Genomic DNA, 15,650 nt, shown 5'->3' with positions numbered 1-15,650 from the left:
GTTCGCCGATAGCATCACGCCTGTGTCGGACAACCTGGTGATCGCGCCCTCGATTCTCGCTGCGGACTTCGCTCGGCTGGGCGAGGAGGCCCGCGCCGTCGAGGGGGCCGCGGACTGGCTGCACGTGGACGTCATGGACTACCACTTCGTCCCGAACCTCACGATCGGGCTGCCGGTGGTCAAGAGCCTGCGCGCGGCGACCACGCTGCCGTTCGACTGCCACCTGATGATCGCCGACCCGGCCCGCTGGGCGACCGACTACGCCGAGGCCGGGGCCTACAACGTGACGTTCCACGCCGAGGCGGCCACCGACCCGGTCGCGATCGCCAAGGACCTGCGCTCGGCCGGCAGCCGCGCCGGGCTGGCGATCGACCGCGACACGCCGGTCGAGGGGTACCTGGAGCTGCTGCCGCACTTCGACCTGCTGCTGATCATGACCATCAAGGCCGGCTTCGGCGGCCAGGCCTTCCTGCCCGAGCTGTTGGACAAGGTCCGCACGGCCCGCCGCCACATCGACACCGGTCATCTCGAATTGCGCATTGAAGTCGACGGCGGCGTGGCCGAAGATACGATCGCGGCGTGTGCGCAGGCGGGGGCGGACACGTTCGTGGCCGGAACCGCCGTCTACGCGGCGGACGACCCGGCCGCGGCCGTGCGCAAGCTGCGCGGGCTCGCCGCCGGCGGCTGAGCGCCGCGACACGAACGGATGACCTGACAGACGGGACGGCAGTGGGCGAACGCGACGTGATCCTCGTGGTCGACGACGACGTCGACATCGCCCGGTTCATCAAGGTGAACCTCGACCTCGAGGGCTTCGAGGTGCTGGTGGCCAACGACGGGGCGACCGCGCTCGGCCTCATCCATGAGCACAAGCCCGCCCTGGCGGTCGTGGACTGGATGATGCCGCAGCTGGACGGGCTGGAGCTGACCCGCAAGCTGCGGGCCGACCCGATGACCGCCTCGATGCCGGTGATCCTGCTGACCGCCCGCGGGCAGACCGCCGACAAGGTGATCGGCCTGCAGGCCGGGGCCGACGACTACCTGGTCAAGCCGTTCGACACCACCGAGCTCGTCGCCCGGGTGCACTCCACGCTGCGGCGCAACAAGGAGAACCGCGAGGTGTCGCCGCTGACCGGGCTCCCCGGCAACAGCCGCATCCTGCGCGAGATCACCGACCGGGCCCGGGCCGGCACCGACTTCGCCGTCTCGCACGTCGACATCGACCGGTTCAAGCCGGTCAACGACGTGTACGGCTTCCAGCGCGGCGACGAGTTCATCATCGCGCTGGCCCGGGCGCTGCACCGGGCCGTGGTCGACATCGGGCTGCCCCCGGCGTTCCTGGGCCACATCGGGGGCGACGACTTCCTCGTCGTGTGCACCCCGGAACAGCTCAAGGACCTCACCACCAACGCGATCCTGGCCTTCGAGGAGGCCGCGGACGCGCTCTACGACCCGGTGGACGCCGAGCGCGGCTACATCGAGGTCGTCTCCCGCACCGGCGAGGTCCAGCAGCCGAACCTGGTCACCCTGTCGATCGGGGTGGCCGTCGCGACCCCCGAGAGCGGCAAGTTCACCGACCCCCGCGAGGTCATCTCGATCGCCACCGAGATGAAGAAGGTGGCCAAGAAGCACAACGGCAACTACGTGGCCGTCGACCGGCGCAGCGCCGCCGGGTTGTGACACATATCCCGCAACGGAGAAGGTAAGGACCGGCGGATGTGTGTCAGACTCAGCTTAAGTACCCACCACGCGCTGGCGGGGCTCGGTGAAATTCCGAACCGGCGGTAACCGCCCCTGACGGGGGCGGAAGCCCGCGACCCGGTCGAAGCCATCGACCGGTGGACCTGGTGTGAGTCCAGGGCCGACGGTCAAAGTCCGGATGGGAGTTCAGCGCGCGGGATCCGGTGTCACCCGTTTTCGGGGGATTCCGGAGGGTCGCTGCGCGCTTCCTGGGCGCTTTTCCCGGGTGTCGTCGGCGTCCCCCCGCGTGTGATCACGGACCACGCGGGAGAGGGCCATGGCAGACGACGAGACGTTCATGCGACGCGCCATCGAACTGGCGCGCCTGAGCCTCGGCGAGACCAGCCCCAACCCCAACGTCGGCTGCGTGCTGGTCGCGCCCGGCGGCGAGATCGTCGGCGAGGGGCGCACGGCGCCGGCCGGCGGGCCGCACGCCGAGGTCCGGGCGCTGCTGGCGGCGGGCGAGCGGGCCCGCGGCGCCACGGCCTACGTCACCCTGGAGCCCTGCAACCACACGGGCCGCACCGGCCCCTGCTCGCGCGCCCTGGTCGAGGCCGGGGTGGCCCGGGTCGTGGTCGGGGTGGCCGACCCCAATCCGGTCGCCGCCGGGGGAGCCGAGACGTTGCGCGCCGCCGGGGTCGTCGTCGAAATCGGTCTTGTACTGCACGAAGCCGCCCACGACGCGATGGAGGGCTGGCTCACCGCGGTGTCCCGCGGCACCCCTTACGTCATCTGGAAGTTCGCCGCCACCATGGACGGCCGCTCGGCCGCCGCCGACGGCACCAGCAAGTGGATCACGTCCCCGGACGCCCGGGCCGACGTGCACCGCCTGCGGGCCGGCGTCGACGCGATCATCGCCGGCATCGGCACCGTCCTGGCCGACGATCCCCAGCTCACCGTCCGCTCACCGCAGGGCGTGCCCGCCGAGCGCCAGCCGCTGCGGGTGGTCGTCACCGGCAGGCGGGGCGCCGAGCTCGACGGCGGCACCTTCCGCATCCTGGACCGCTCGGCCGCCACCTGGGTCACGCCCGGTGCCGACCTGAGCGCCATGCTGCGCGAACTCTATGCGCGCGGGGTGCGGGTGGCGCTGCTGGAGGGCGGCCCGACCCTCGCGGGGGCGTTCCTGGCGGCCGGCCTGGTCGACCGGGTCGTCGCCTATCTCGCGCCCAAGCTGCTCGGGGCCGGTCCGGCCGCCCTGGGCTTCGCGGGCATCTCCAGCATCGCCGAGGCCTTGACGCTCGACGTTGTCGACCTAGCCCGGATCGGGCCCGATGTGCGCCTGACGGCGACTGTGAAAGGTGCGTGAGCAGTGTTCACCGGCATCATCGAAGAGCTCGGGACCGTCGTGGGGATCGACGAGCTGGGCGACTCCGCCCGCCTCGCGATCCGCGGCGCGACCGTCACCGCCGACGCCGCCCACGGCGACTCGATCTCGGTCAACGGGGTCTGCCTGACCGTGGTCGACAACGCCGACGGGGTCTTCACGGCCGACGTGATGGGGGAGTCGCTCAAGCGCTCGACGCTCGGCGCGCTGCGGTCCGGGTCGGCGGTGAACCTCGAGCGCGCGGCGACCATGGCCACCCGGCTCGGCGGGCACATCGTGCAGGGCCACGTCGACGGCGTCGGGGAGATCCTCTCCCGGGAGTCCGGCGACCAGTGGGAGACGGTGACGTTCGCGCTGCCCGAGGGGCTGGGGCGGTACGTCGTGGAGAAGGGTTCCATCACGGTCGACGGCATCTCGCTGACCGTCATGGCCGTCACGGAGGACACGTTCTCGGTCGGGCTGATCCCGACCACGCTCAAGCTCACCACGCTCGGCGCCAAGGGCGTCGGCGAGCGCGTCAACCTGGAGGTCGACATCATGGCCAAGTACGTGGAGAAGCTCCTGGGCAAGGCCCGGTCATGAGCGCCCCCATCACCAACCTCGACCCGATCGAGCGGGCGATCAAGGAGATCGCGGACGGCCGCCCGGTGATCGTGGTGGACGACGAGGACCGCGAGAACGAGGGCGACCTGATCTTCGCGGCCGAGTTCGCCACCCCCGAGCTCGTCGCGTTCATGGTCCGCTACACGTCGGGCTACATCTGCGTGCCGATCACCGAGGCCGAGGCCGACCGGCTCGACCTCCCGCCGATGTACCGCACCAACCAGGACCGCCGCGGCACCGCGTACACCGTGACCGTCGACGCCCGCTTCGGCGGCACCACCGGCATCTCGGCCGCCGACCGGGCCCGCACCATCAAGCTGCTCTCCGCCGAGTCCACCGAGCCGCACGACCTGAGCCGCCCCGGGCACATCGTGCCGCTGCGGGCCAAGGACGGCGGGGTGCTGCGCCGGGCCGGGCACACCGAGGCCGCGGTCGACCTGGCCACCATGGCCGGCCTGCGCCCGGCCGGGGTGCTGTGCGAGATGGTCAACGACGACGGCACCATGATGCGCCTGCCGGACCTGCGCGCGTTCGCCGCCGAGCACGACCTGGCCCTCATCAGCATCGCGGACCTCATCGCCTACCGCCGGCACACCGAGCAGCAGATCGAGCGGGTCGCGGAGACCCGGCTGCCCACCGAGCACGGGGTCTTCCGGGCGGTCGGCTACACCCAGCAGTTCGGCAACGGCGAGCACATCGCGCTCGTCTACGGCGACCTCGGCGACGGCGAGGACATCCTGGTCCGGGTGCACTCCGAGTGCCTGACCGGCGACGTGTTCAGCTCGGTGCGCTGCGACTGCGGCCCCCAGCTGGAGGCGTCGCTGAAGATGGTGGCCGCCGAGGGCCGCGGCGTGGTGCTCTACATGCGCGGCCACGAGGGGCGGGGCATCGGCCTCATCCACAAGCTGCAGGCGTACCAGCTGCAGGACCTCGGCCGGGACACCGTCGACGCCAACCTGGACCTCGGCCTGCCCGCCGACGCGCGCGACTACGGCACCGGCGCCCAGATCCTGGTCGACCTCGGGATCAAAACCATGCGGCTGCTCACGAACAATCCGGCCAAGCGCGCCGGTCTGGAAGGGTACGGTCTGTCCGTGCTGGGTCGCGTGCCCCTGCCCACCCGGCCGCATCCCGAGAACGTGCGCTACCTGCGCACCAAGCGGGACCGCATGGGGCACCTGCTGGACGAGCTCGACGAGGTCGCGGAGGGACTGGCGTAATGGCTGGAAGTGGGGCGCCCGTGCTGCAGCGGGTGGACGGCAGCGGGCTGACGCTGGGCATCGTGGCCACCCGGTGGCACGGCGAGCTCGTCGACCACATGCTGAACCGGGCGATCGAGGCCGGCGAGGCGTCGAACGTGGACCACATCACGGTGGCCCGGGTCGACGGCGCGGTCGAGCTGCCGGTGCTGGCGCAGGGCCTGGCCCACCGCTTCGACGCGGTGGTCGCGCTCGGCGTGGTCATCCGGGGCGACACGGCGCACTTCGAGTACGTCTGCCAGTCGGTCACCGACGGCCTGACCCGGGTCGCCCTGGACTGCGCGACGCCGGTCGCGCACGGGGTGCTCACGGTCGACAGCTACGAGCAGGCGCGGGCCCGGGCCGGGTTCGCCGACTCCGCCGAGGACAAGGGCTACGCGGCCTCGATCGCCGCCCTGGACGCGGCGGTCGCGCTGCGCCTGGTCGCCAAGTCCTGAACTGATGCGCAGAGGGGGCCGGGAGCGCGCGCTCCCGGCCTCCTTGGCGTCGTTCAGACCTCGAGCGCGGCCGCCAGCTCGTCGCGGAAGCTGCGCTCGGCCGGGGTGACCTGCTCGCCGCCGATGCCCAGCACGCCGCCGGTGCTGGCCGCGCCGACCACCACGTCGGCCACGGTGACGACCCAGTAGCGGTACGCCTCGGCGTCGGCGTGCTCGGCCTTGCCCGCCAGCAGTTCGTGGGCCTCCCGGGCCCGCGAGATCACGTCGGCCAGGCCCGCGTCGCGGTCGGGGAACTGGATGACCGGCGGGTCCTCGCCGTCGGTGACGTCACCCTGGCGGCTGACCACCTCGGCGGCGACGGTCTTGACGAGCTCGCTGGACGAGCCGCGGCCGTCGGCGATCGCGGTCATGCCCGCCGTCCACTCCTCGCGGGTCCGCCGGGTGCCGTCGGCCTCGGCCTGGGACGCGGCGATCAGGACGGACTGGGGGAGCCCGACGAGCAGGCCCCACTCTTCGTCGGTGTACTTCGGCTCCGTATCCACGACGCTCAGGGTAACCAGGTGATCAGCCCGGTAAACCGATGGGCGGACCCGCGCGTCGTCTGGGTGTGATGGCCGAAGCCACCGCCGCGGCATGGGACGGTAATCGGGTGCGGGCAGCGACCCCAGACGAATCGACGCGCGAGGACGACGCGCGCCGGTGGAGCGCCGACGACGCGATCGGGGCGCTGTTCACCGCGCACTACCGGGGGCTGGTGCGCCTCGCGGTGCTGCTCCTGCACGACGAGGGGGTCGCGGAGGACGTGGTCCAGGACGCGTACGTCGCGCTGCACCGCCGGTGGCGGCGGCTGCGCGATGCGGACAAGGCGCTGGCGTACCTGCGCACCAGCGTGCTCAACGGGGCCCGGTCGGCGCTGCGCAAGCGGGGCGTGGCCGAGCGGCACATCGCCCGCGGCCCGGACGGACCCCTGATCGTGGCGAGCGCGGAGACCGGCGCGCTGAGCCTGCTGCGGCACCGGGAGGTCCTGGAGGCGGTACGGCGCCTGCCCACCCGCCAGCGCGAGGCGATCGTGCTGCGGTACTACGCCGAGCTCTCCGAGGCCGAGATCGCCGACGCGATGGGGGTCAGCCGCGGCGCGGTCAAGAGCCACGCCTCCCGCGGCATGCAGGCCCTGCGGCAGAGCCTGGAGGCGGCGCTGTGAGGCCCGGGCAGAGCGCCGAAGATCGGTTGCGGGAGGCGCTGCGGGCGCGGGCCGACGAGGTGGAGACGTCGCCGGACGCGCTGCCGAACATCCGGCGGCGCACCGCGGCCGGCACCTGGCAGCGCAGCCTGCGCACGGCTCTGGCCGCGGCCGCCGCGGTGGCCGCCGCGATCGCGATCGGCGTGGTGGTCGTCCAGACCTCCGGGGACGAGCACCGCACCCTGCCGCCCGGGTCCTCCCAGAGCCCGTCGCGGTCCGAGCCGCCCACCAGCCCCAGCGTGCGGCCGCCGAGCGGGACGGCGCCGCAGGAGGTCGACCTGCCCGCCTATTTCACCCGCAACGGCCGCTTGTACCGCGAGTTCCTCCCCGCCACCGCCGGTGACGACGCGGGCCGCCTCAAGGCCGCCGTGACGCTCTCCCTGCAGGGCAAGGCCAAGGATCCCGACTACAAGAGCCTCTGGCCGGCCACCGTCGAGGTGCACGGGGTCGCGATCTCCGGCAGCCAGGTCACCGTGGACCTCGGCGGGGTCGGCACCGCCCCGGCGGAGGCCAAGCTCGCCGTCCAGCAGCTCGTGTACACCGTTCTGGCCGCCGCGCGGTACACCTCGATGGGGCACAGCGACGGGGTGCGGCTGCTCGTCGACGGGCAGCCCGTGGCCCGGCTGTGGGGGACGGTCGACACCAGCGGGCTGCTGCGGCAGGGGACGCTGTCCGAGCTGCAGGCGCCGGTCTGGGTCATCGAGCCGGACCAGGGGGCGGTGGTGGGGAAGACCTTCACGGCGTACGTCGCCGGAGTGGTCTTCGAGGGCACCGTCCGCGTGCGGGTCCGCGACGCCGCCGGCGCGATCGTCTACGACCAGTCCGTGCAGCTCACCGCCGGTGCCCCATCCTTGGGTGAGGCGCGCGTGCAGATTTCGCTGCCCTCAGGGCGGTACACCGTGGAGGCGTTTTTCGTCTCTGAGAAGGACGGCAGCGTCCAATGGGTGGACGATCACGAGTTCTCCGTCGGGTGACCGGCTCTTTTTGGGTGACCGGCGACACGCCTGTCATCAAAGCGATTCCGTTTCCGGCCCCAGGCCTGCGAGAATCCCTGCCCGTGAAGACCTTCGACGAGCTGTTCGCCGAGCTGAGCGACAAGGCGGCGGCCGGCACCCCGGGATCCGGCACCGTGGCGGCGCTGGAGAAGGGTGTGCATTTCATCGGCAAGAAGGTCGTGGAGGAGGCCGCCGAGAGCTGGATGGCCGCCGAGCACGAGGGGCCGGAGCGCACCGCGGAGGAGCTCTCGCAGCTGCTGTACCAGGTGCAATGCCTGATGCTGGCGACAGGGCTGTCGCTGGAAGACGTCTACCGACATCTGTAGTTCGGTCCCGTCCTTCCCGTAGCGACCACTCGAAAGCCAGGAGACCAGCGCACATGCTTCGCATCGCCGTGCCCAACAAGGGCACCCTCGCCCTGCCCGCCACCCAGATGCTCCAGGAGGCCGGCTACCGCCAGCGCTCCGACCCCAAGGACCTGCTCTGCCGCGACGAGCCCAACGGCGTCGAGTTCTTCTACCTGCGGCCCCGCGACATCGCCACCTACGTCGGCTCGGGCGACCTCGACCTCGGCATCACCGGCGGCGACCTGCTCATCGACGCGGGCAGCCCGGCCGTGGAGGTGCTCGACCTCGACTTCGGCCGCGCGACCTTCCGCTTCGCCGCCGTGCCCGGCTCGGTGAAGGGCTCCGCCCCGTCCGACCTGGAGGGGCTGCGGATCGCCACCGCCTACCCGGGCGTCATGGAGCGCTACTTCGCCGAGCACGGCGTGCGGGCCGAGGTCATCCGGCTCGACGGCGCCGTGGAGAACGCCATCCGCCTCGGCGTGGCCGACGTCATCGCCGACGTGGTGGAGACCGGCAAGACGCTGCGCCAGGCCGGGCTGGAGACGCTCGGCGAGCCGATCCTCAAGTCCTCGGCGCTGCTCATCCGCCGCGCGGGTGAGGAGCCGGCCGGGATGGCCCAGCTGCTGCGCCGGCTGCAGGGCGTGCTCGTGGCCCGCCAGTACGTGATGCTCGCCTACGACGTGCGCGAGGACGCCCTCGACGCGGCGGTCGCGCTCACCCCGGGCATCGAGTCGCCCACCATCTCCAAGCTGCACCGCGAGGGCTGGCTGGCCGTGCAGGCCATGGTCCGCCAGGCCGAGGTGCACCGGATCATGGACGAGCTCTACGAGGTCGGCGCCCGCGCCATCCTGGTGACCGGAATCCACGCCTGCCGGCTGTAGTGGCAGACTGGGGGCCGTGAGCAGCACACCAGCAGCGGTCACGGCCCCTGTCGTCGCCCGGCCCCAGCGGGCCCGGGTCATCGCGTACGTTCTGGCGGCCGTCGTGGTGGTCGTCTTCACGCTCATCGCGTTCGGGCTGCACGGCAAGACCGGCGACGGTCCCGGCTACTTCCAGCGCGGTGACCAGGCGGCCATGATCGGCCTCGGGCTGTGCGCGGCCGCCGGCATCCTGCTGATGACCCGGCCCAAGGTCGAGGCCGACGCGCAGGGCGTGCGGGTGCGCAACATCATCGGCAGCTACGACCTGCCGTGGGAGGTCGTGCGGGCGGTCACCTTCGGCCGCGGGGCGCCCTGGCTGACCCTGGACCTGCACGACGACGAGAAGGTCGCGGTCATGGCGGTGCAGATGTCCGACAAGCAGTACGCCGTGAAGGCGGCCAAGCGGCTGCGGGCCCTGCACACGGCGAGCTTGACACCGAGCGTGGTAGAGTAGTTCTCGTCGACCGCATCCCGCCCACAACGGGATGTCCGAAGCGGGGCGTTAGCCCCCACCCGCGCAGCTGACACGGCGGCCGGGTCCGGTCCGATCGCAGTGGCCTCCACCGGCCGCGGCGATCGAACGGCCCTCGCCTGCGCATGCGCGGCGGGGGTTTTTGGCGTTCCCCGCCGGACCTGGGGTGCGGACGACCGCAGAGTTGAAATACCTATCGAGGAGGCCACATCAGCGTCGAGCCACGCGTCAACGAGCAGATCCGGGCACGTGAGGTCCGGCTGGTCGGCCCGGAGGGTGAGCAGGTGGGCATCGTCCCGCTCGAGCGCGCACTCCAGCTGGCCGCCGACGTGGACCTGGACCTGGTCGAAGTTGCGCCCATGGCACGCCCGCCCGTCTGCAAGCTCATGGACTTCGGCAAGTTCAAGTACGAGAGCGCGCTCAAGGCCCGGGAAGCCCGGCGTAACCAGCAGCAGACCGTCATCAAGGAGATGAAGCTCCGCCCGAAGATCGATCCGCACGACTACGAGACCAAAAAGGGTCACGTGGTGCGGTTCCTCAAGGCGGGCGACAAGGTCAAGGTAACGATCATGTTCCGTGGCCGCGAGCAGAGCCGCCCGGAGCTTGGTTTCCGGCTGCTGCGCAAGCTCTCGGAGGAGATCTCGGAGCTGGGCTTCGTCGAGGCCGCGCCGAAGCAGGACGGCCGCAACATGATCATGGTCTTGGCACCGCACCGCAACGTGAAGGCCGCCGCGACCGAGCGTCGCGATGGCAAGGCGGACGGCAGCGCGGGTCCGGAGGGCGAACCAGTCGCCGACCTGCCCGAGCCGGTCACCGCCGACCAGGGTTGATACTTACGGCCTGACCAGGGCCGCCCCGGCGCCCCGGATCGCACCAAGGATCCGGGGGTGCCATAACGCCCGGGCCGCGACGAGCGGCCCGGGGCGTCGCACCATCATGTCCACCACCGCGTCGTGCGGGCGGCTCCGCACCATGCGGATGCCTGGCTGTGCGCCGGAGCTACTGAAGGGCAACATCAGCATGCCGAAGTTCAAACCGCACTCCGGGATGAGGAAGCGCGTCAAGGTCACCGGCAAGGGCAAGTTCCTCGCCGAGCCGGCCGGCAAGCGCCACCACCTCGAGGTCAAGGCGAGCAAGCAGACGCGGCGCCTGAGCGGCAACGTCGAGCTTGCCAAGACGGAGACCCGCAGGATCAAGAAGCTCCTCGGCCGGTAACCAGCGGCGCTCTCCCCCTGACCTTTCTTGACTTTCGACCGGCCTGTGACGGGGCACCGCCCCCGAGGCCGGTCTTGCCTGAGGAGTAAAGAACCGTGGCACGCGTAAAGCGGGCGGTCAACGCCCAGAAGAAGCGCCGCACCGTCCTGGAGACCGCCAGCGGCTACCGCGGGCAGCGCTCGCGGCTGTACCGCAAGGCCAAGGAGCAGGTGCTGCACTCGATGCAGTACGCCTACCGGGACCGGCGCGACCGCAAGGGCGACTTCCGCCAGCTGTGGATCACCCGCATCAACGCCGCGGCCCGCGCGAACGGCATGACGTACAACCGCCTGATCCAGGGCCTTCGCCTCGCCGGTGTCGAGGTGGACCGCAAGATCCTGGCCGAGCTCGCCGTGAGCGACGAGAAGGCCTTCAGCGGCCTGGTCCAGGTGGCGAAGACGGCCGTTGCCGCCGCCTGACGACGATCGGTCGCGACCCGGGGTGTTCACCGTTCGAACGCCCCGGGTCGTTGCCGCTCGGCGCCTGCACCGCCGCCGGGACCGCGACGAGACCGGCCGCTTCCTGGCCGAGGGCCCGCAGGCCGTCCGCGAGGCCCTGAAGGCCGGCGTGGTGACCGAGCTGTTCGCGACGGCCGACTTTTCGAAGCGCCACCCGGAGTGGGACGCCTCCCTGGTTGATGACGCCGCGCTGCAGGCGCTCGCCGACACGGTGCAGCCGCAAGGCGTGGTGGCCGTCTGCCGGCAGCGCGACGTGCCGCTCGAACAAGCGCTTGCTTCGCAGCCCCGGCTGGTCGCCGTCTGCGTCGACATCCGCGATCCCGGCAACGCCGGCACCGTTCTGCGCACCGCCGACGCCGCCGGCGCCAAGGCCGTCATCTTCGCGGGCGACTCCGTCGACCCGTACAACGGCAAGGCCGTGCGCTCGTCCGCCGGCAGCCTGTTCCACGTCGACATCGTCCGGGCCCGCGACACGGCCGCCACGGTCACCGCGTTGCAAGCGGCGGGCCTGCAGGTCCTGGCCGCCGACGGCTACGGCGACGCGGATCTGTTCGAGGTGCCGACCTTGGGTGAGCCAAGTGCCTGGTTGTTCGGGTCCGAGGCGCACGGGCTGCCCAAGGAGCTCGACGCCGATCTGCGCGTGCGGGTGCCGCTCTACGGCGGCGCCGAGAGCCTGAATCTGGCTGCGGCCGCGGCGGTATGCTTGTACTCTTCCGCGAAAGCGATGAGGGAGTGACGTGATGAGCCTGTTTATGCGGCCCGCCGGTGACGGTGGGCGGACAGGACGCACGACCTCCTGACACCTTCCCACGACCGGCGGGCGGACCTCTCTACACTGTCCGTGGCCAATCTCCCGTGGGAAGAGTCCGATGACGTACCGCAATGATCCGTACGATCCGAAACAGGCCGCGCTGCTCGACCAGGGCGCGCTCGACGACGCGGTCGCCGCGGCCGACAAGGCGTTCGCCGGAGCGGGCGACCTCGACGCGCTCGCCGCGCTGAAGCACCAGCACCTGGGCGACCGCGCCCCGGTGTCGCTGGCCCGCCGGGAGATCGGCTCGCTGCCCCCGGCCGGCAAGGCCGACGCCGGCAAGCGCGTCAACCTCGCCCGCGTGGCCGTCCAGACCGCGTTCGACGCCCGCCTGGCCGCCCTGACCGCCGAGCGCGAGCAGCGCGTGCTGGTCGAGGAGGCGGTCGACGTCACGCTGCCGACCGCCCGCCGCCCGCTCGGCGCCCAGCACCCGCTGACCAAGATCATGGAGCGGGTCGGCGACCTGTTCGTGAGCATGGGCTACGAGGTCGCCGAGGGTCCCGAGGTCGAGTGGGAGTGGTACAACTTCGACGCCCTCAACATGCACCCGGACCACCCGGCGCGCTCGATGATGGACACCTTCTTCGTCAAGGCCGGAGCGCCGCACGAGCAGGAGGACTCGCGGATCGTCCTGCGCACCCACACCTCACCGGTGCAGGCGCGCACGATGACGAGCCGCAAGCCGCCGATCTACATCGTCTGCCCGGGCCGCACGTATCGCACCGACGAGCTCGACGCCACCCACACCCCGGTCTTCCACCAGGTCGAGGGCCTGGTCGTGGACAAGGGCATCACGATGGGCCACCTCAAGGGCACCCTGGACAACTTCGTCAAGGGGCTCTTCGGCGACCAGGCCCGCACCCGGCTGCGCCCGTCGTACTTCCCGTTCGTCGAGCCGGGCGCCGAGATCGACCTGTGGTTCCCGCAGCACCGCGACGGCCCGCGCTGGGTCGAGTGGGGCGGCTGCGGCATGGTCAACCCGCGGGTGCTGCGCGCGTGCGGGATCGACCCGGAGGAGTACTCCGGCTTCGCGTTCGGCATGGGCATCGAGCGGGCGCTGATGTTCCGCAACGAGGCCGGCGACATGCGCGACATGGTGGAGGGCGACGTGCGGTACGCGCGGGCGTTCGGATGGGAGGCCTGAGGTGCGCGTTTCGCTTTCCTGGCTGCGCGAGCACGTCGAACTGCCGGCCGACCTCGACGCCGACGGCCTCGAGAAGGCCCTGGTCAAGGTCGGCCTGGAGGTCGAGGAGCTGACCGACGCCGCCGCGAGCGTCACCGGGCCGCTGGTGGTCGGCCGGGTCGAGAACATCGAGGAGCTCACCGGGCTGAAGAAGCCCATCCGGTACTGCCTGGTCGACGTCGGCAACGCCCAGCCCCAGGGCATCATCTGCGGCGCGCGCAACTTCGCCGAGGGCGACCTGGTCGTCGTGGCGCTGCCCGGCGCGGTGCTCCCCGGCGATTTCACGATCGCGGCCCGCAAGACCTACGGCCACGTCTCCAACGGCATGATCTGCTCGGGCCAGGAGCTGGGCGTCAGCGACGACCACGACGGGATCATCGTCCTGGCGCCCGACTCGGCGAAGCCCGGCGACGAGGCCCGGCCGATCGTAGGTCTGGACGACGTCGTGGTCGAGATCAACATCACCCCGGACCGGGGCTACTGCTTCTCGGTCCGCGGCATCGCCCGCGAGCTGTCCCACTCCCTCGGCGGCGCCTACCGCGACCCGGTCGCGGCGGTGCTCCCGCTGGAGGGGGACGGCACCGAGGCGTACCCGATCGAGGTCCTCGACAGCATCGCCTGCGACCGGTTCACCGCCGTCGCCGTGCGCGGCGTCGACCCGGCCGCGGCCACCCCGCAGTGGATCAAGACGCGGCTGGCCACGGCCGGCATCCGCTCGATCTCGCTGCCGGTCGACATCACCAACTACGTGATGATCGAGATGGGCCAGCCCATGCACGCCTGGGACCTGGGCCAGCTCACCGGCCCGCTGGTGGTGCGGCGCGCGTCGGCGGGCGAGAAGCTCACCACGCTCGACGGGGTGAACCGGGCGCTCGACCCGGAGGACATCGTCATCGCCGACGGCACCGGCGTGGTCTCGCTCGCCGCCGTCATGGGCGGCACCACCACCGAGGTCTCCAGGACCACGGTCGACGTGCTGTTCGAGGCCGCGCACTGGGACCCGCGCTCGGTCGCCCGCACCATCCGCCGGCACAAGCTGCCCAGCGAGGCCGGCAAGCGGTACGAGCGCGGCGTCGACCCGCAGATCACCGCGGCCGCCTGCGCGCGGGCGGCGGCGCTGCTGGCCGAGCACGGCGGCGGCACCGTCTCCACCGGCGTCACCGACGTCTACGCGGTCGTCCCGCCGGCGCCGGTCACCATGTCGGTCCAGCGGCCGTCGCAGCTGGCCGGGGTCGACTACACGCCGGAGCGGGTGCTGGAGATCCTCGCGGAGATCGGCACCCAGGTGGTCGCCGACGGCGACGCGCTCACCGTCACCCCGCCGAGCTGGCGGCACGACCTCAACGACCCGGCCGACCTCGCCGAGGAGGTCCTGCGCCTCGACGGGTACGACCGCATCCCCAGCGTCCTGCCGATCGCCCCGCCCGGGCGCGGGCTCACCGCGACCCAGCGGCGCCGGCGCACGGTCGGGCGGGCCCTGGCCGACGCCGGCTACGTCGAGTCGCTGTGCTGGCCGTTCGTCGGCGACGCGGCGCTCGACGCGCTGCGCATCCCGGCCGGCGACCCGCGCCGCGAGACGCTGCAGCTGCGCAACCCGCTCTCCGACGAGGAGCCGGCGCTGCGCACCACGCTGCTGCCGCCGCTGCTCGCGGCGCTGCGCCGCAACCTCGGGCGCGGCCTGCGCGACGTCGCGCTGTTCGAGATCGGGCCGGTCTTCCTGCCCGACGGCCCGCTCGCGATCGCTCCGGCCCACGGGGTCGACGGCCCGCCGAGCGCGGACGAGTTCGCGGCCGTCGAGGCGCTGCTGCCGCACCAGCCGTGGCACGTGGCCACCGTCATCGCCGGCGAGGCCGACCCGGCCGGCTGGTGGGGCGGCGGCCGCCCGGCCGACTGGGCCGACGCGGTCGAGTCGGCCCGCGCCGTGGCCGAGGCGGCCGGCGTCGAGCTGACCGTGCGGACCGCGGCCGAGGCGCCGTGGCACCCCGGGCGCTGCGCGGCGCTGCTCGTCGGCGACACCGTCGTCGGGCACGCGGGCGAGCTGCACCCGGCGGTCTGCGCGGACCTGGATCTCCCGCGCCGGACCGTCGCCATGGAGCTCGACCTCGACGCGCTGCCCATTCCGGGCGTGTCGATCGCGCCGCGGCTGTCGAGCTTCCCGGCCGCGCTGATCGACGTGGCGGTCATGGTCGACGCGGCCACCCCGGCGGGTGAGGTCGAGGCGGCCCTGACCGAGGGCGCGGGGTCGCTGCTGGAGTCGGTGCGGTTGTTCGACGTGTACGCCGGAGCCCAGCTGGGCGAGGGCCGCAAGTCCCTGGCCTACAAGCTGACGTTCCGCGCGCCGGACCGCACGCTCACCGGCGAGGAGGCCCTCGCGGCCCGGGACGCGGCCGTCGCGGTCGCCGCCGAGCGGTTCGGGGCGGTACTGCGCGGAGCGTGACGATCCGCACGACGTGAGGTTGACGGCGGTCACGGCCCGGGCTGTGGCCGCCGTCACGCGCGTCCGGAGCCTCACCCCCGCGACCTGCGCGATCCGGCCCCGGACGGGCGAAGATGGTAGCGTCACGGCGCCGGAGCCGAACTTTGCCCGCACCCAGCGGCGTTCTCATC

At 72.2% G+C, this 15,650-nt stretch carries 18 protein-coding genes and 1 riboswitch; of the genes, 17 read left to right on the top strand and 1 reads right to left on the bottom strand.

Features of this window, described 5'->3' with window-relative positions:
* Window positions 1-22 precede the first annotated feature (22 nt).
* The 6 genes from rpe (at window position 23) to ribH (ending at window position 5,363) form a co-directional block, all read left to right on the top strand.
* Entirely contained in the window at window positions 23-688 is a 666-nt protein-coding gene (rpe, locus tag ACQPZ4_RS40180) for a ribulose-phosphate 3-epimerase (protein WP_433048298.1), read from the top strand.
* A 41-nt stretch (window positions 689-729) separates the two neighbouring features.
* Entirely contained in the window at window positions 730-1,680 is a 951-nt protein-coding gene (locus tag ACQPZ4_RS40175; RefSeq protein WP_433048295.1) for a GGDEF domain-containing response regulator, read from the top strand.
* Window positions 1,681-1,747: 67 nt separating this feature from the next.
* A riboswitch (FMN riboswitch) is annotated at window positions 1,748-1,896 on the top strand.
* Between the two features lie 121 nt (window positions 1,897-2,017).
* Window positions 2,018-3,046, top strand: coding sequence for a bifunctional diaminohydroxyphosphoribosylaminopyrimidine deaminase/5-amino-6-(5-phosphoribosylamino)uracil reductase RibD (gene ribD / locus ACQPZ4_RS40170; RefSeq protein WP_433048293.1), 1,029 nt, complete (start codon window positions 2,018-2,020; stop codon window positions 3,044-3,046).
* Window positions 3,047-3,049: 3 nt separating this feature from the next.
* The gene (locus tag ACQPZ4_RS40165; RefSeq protein ID WP_433048290.1) at window positions 3,050-3,646 is read left to right on the top strand and encodes a riboflavin synthase; all 597 of its coding nucleotides are present in this window, start codon (window positions 3,050-3,052) and stop codon (window positions 3,644-3,646) included.
* Window positions 3,643-4,887, top strand: coding sequence for a bifunctional 3,4-dihydroxy-2-butanone-4-phosphate synthase/GTP cyclohydrolase II (locus tag ACQPZ4_RS40160; RefSeq protein WP_433048287.1), 1,245 nt, complete (start codon window positions 3,643-3,645; stop codon window positions 4,885-4,887). Before ACQPZ4_RS40165 ends, ACQPZ4_RS40160 begins: the two co-directional genes overlap by 4 nt.
* Complete coding sequence (gene ribH, locus ACQPZ4_RS40155) at window positions 4,887-5,363, top strand: 6,7-dimethyl-8-ribityllumazine synthase (protein WP_433048284.1); 477 nt, start codon at window positions 4,887-4,889, stop codon at window positions 5,361-5,363. The genes ACQPZ4_RS40160 and ribH overlap by 1 nt, the downstream gene beginning before the upstream one ends.
* Before the next feature lie 53 nt (window positions 5,364-5,416).
* Here ribH and ACQPZ4_RS40150 read toward each other — a convergent pair whose 3' ends face one another.
* The gene (locus tag ACQPZ4_RS40150) at window positions 5,417-5,905 is read right to left on the bottom strand and encodes a hypothetical protein (RefSeq protein ID WP_433048281.1); all 489 of its coding nucleotides are present in this window, start codon (window positions 5,903-5,905) and stop codon (window positions 5,417-5,419) included.
* A 107-nt stretch (window positions 5,906-6,012) separates the two neighbouring features.
* Here ACQPZ4_RS40150 and ACQPZ4_RS40145 point away from each other — a divergent pair, with 107 nt between their 5' ends.
* The 11 genes from ACQPZ4_RS40145 to pheT all read left to right on the top strand — a co-directional run bounded on the left by ACQPZ4_RS40145 (window position 6,013) and on the right by pheT (window position 15,480).
* Window positions 6,013-6,564 (top strand): SigE family RNA polymerase sigma factor, encoded by a 552-nt coding sequence (locus ACQPZ4_RS40145; RefSeq protein ID WP_433048278.1) that lies wholly within the window; start codon window positions 6,013-6,015, stop codon window positions 6,562-6,564.
* The gene (locus tag ACQPZ4_RS40140) at window positions 6,561-7,577 is read left to right on the top strand and encodes a Gmad2 immunoglobulin-like domain-containing protein (RefSeq protein WP_433048275.1); all 1,017 of its coding nucleotides are present in this window, start codon (window positions 6,561-6,563) and stop codon (window positions 7,575-7,577) included. The genes ACQPZ4_RS40145 and ACQPZ4_RS40140 overlap by 4 nt, the downstream gene beginning before the upstream one ends.
* An 83-nt stretch (window positions 7,578-7,660) precedes the next feature.
* Complete coding sequence (locus ACQPZ4_RS40135; RefSeq protein WP_433048272.1) at window positions 7,661-7,924, top strand: phosphoribosyl-ATP diphosphatase; 264 nt, start codon at window positions 7,661-7,663, stop codon at window positions 7,922-7,924.
* Between the two features lie 53 nt (window positions 7,925-7,977).
* Entirely contained in the window at window positions 7,978-8,826 is an 849-nt protein-coding gene (gene hisG, locus ACQPZ4_RS40130; RefSeq protein WP_433048269.1) for an ATP phosphoribosyltransferase, read from the top strand.
* 16 nt (window positions 8,827-8,842) lie between these two features.
* Window positions 8,843-9,319, top strand: coding sequence for a PH domain-containing protein (locus tag ACQPZ4_RS40125; protein ID WP_433048266.1), 477 nt, complete (start codon window positions 8,843-8,845; stop codon window positions 9,317-9,319).
* 227 nt (window positions 9,320-9,546) lie between these two features.
* Window positions 9,547-10,167, top strand: coding sequence for a translation initiation factor IF-3 (infC, locus tag ACQPZ4_RS40120; protein WP_433066852.1), 621 nt, complete (start codon window positions 9,547-9,549; stop codon window positions 10,165-10,167).
* A gap of 190 nt (window positions 10,168-10,357) precedes the next feature.
* Window positions 10,358-10,552 carry a 50S ribosomal protein L35 gene (rpmI, locus tag ACQPZ4_RS40115; RefSeq protein WP_433066849.1) on the top strand — a complete coding sequence of 65 codons (195 nt, stop codon included), beginning with the start codon at window positions 10,358-10,360 and terminating at the stop codon, window positions 10,550-10,552.
* 95 nt (window positions 10,553-10,647) lie between these two features.
* Complete coding sequence (gene rplT, locus ACQPZ4_RS40110) at window positions 10,648-11,010, top strand: 50S ribosomal protein L20 (protein ID WP_432837158.1); 363 nt, start codon at window positions 10,648-10,650, stop codon at window positions 11,008-11,010.
* Window positions 11,011-11,032: 22 nt separating this feature from the next.
* Complete coding sequence (locus tag ACQPZ4_RS40105) at window positions 11,033-11,785, top strand: TrmH family RNA methyltransferase (protein ID WP_433048263.1); 753 nt, start codon at window positions 11,033-11,035, stop codon at window positions 11,783-11,785.
* 133 nt (window positions 11,786-11,918) lie between these two features.
* Window positions 11,919-13,004, top strand: a complete 1,086-nt coding sequence (gene pheS / locus ACQPZ4_RS40100) for a phenylalanine--tRNA ligase subunit alpha (protein WP_433048260.1) — start codon at window positions 11,919-11,921, stop codon at window positions 13,002-13,004.
* Window position 13,005: 1 nt separating this feature from the next.
* Complete coding sequence (gene pheT / locus ACQPZ4_RS40095) at window positions 13,006-15,480, top strand: phenylalanine--tRNA ligase subunit beta (RefSeq protein ID WP_433048258.1); 2,475 nt, start codon at window positions 13,006-13,008, stop codon at window positions 15,478-15,480.
* The last annotated feature ends 170 nt before the right edge of the window (window positions 15,481-15,650 follow it).

Origin of the sequence: Dactylosporangium sp. CS-033363 (assembly GCF_050942475.1) — a bacterium.
Taxonomy (GTDB): domain Bacteria; phylum Actinomycetota; class Actinomycetes; order Mycobacteriales; family Micromonosporaceae; genus Dactylosporangium.
The sequence above is the reverse complement of the archived record's forward strand: the minus strand, read 5'-3'. Positions and strand labels throughout refer to the sequence as shown.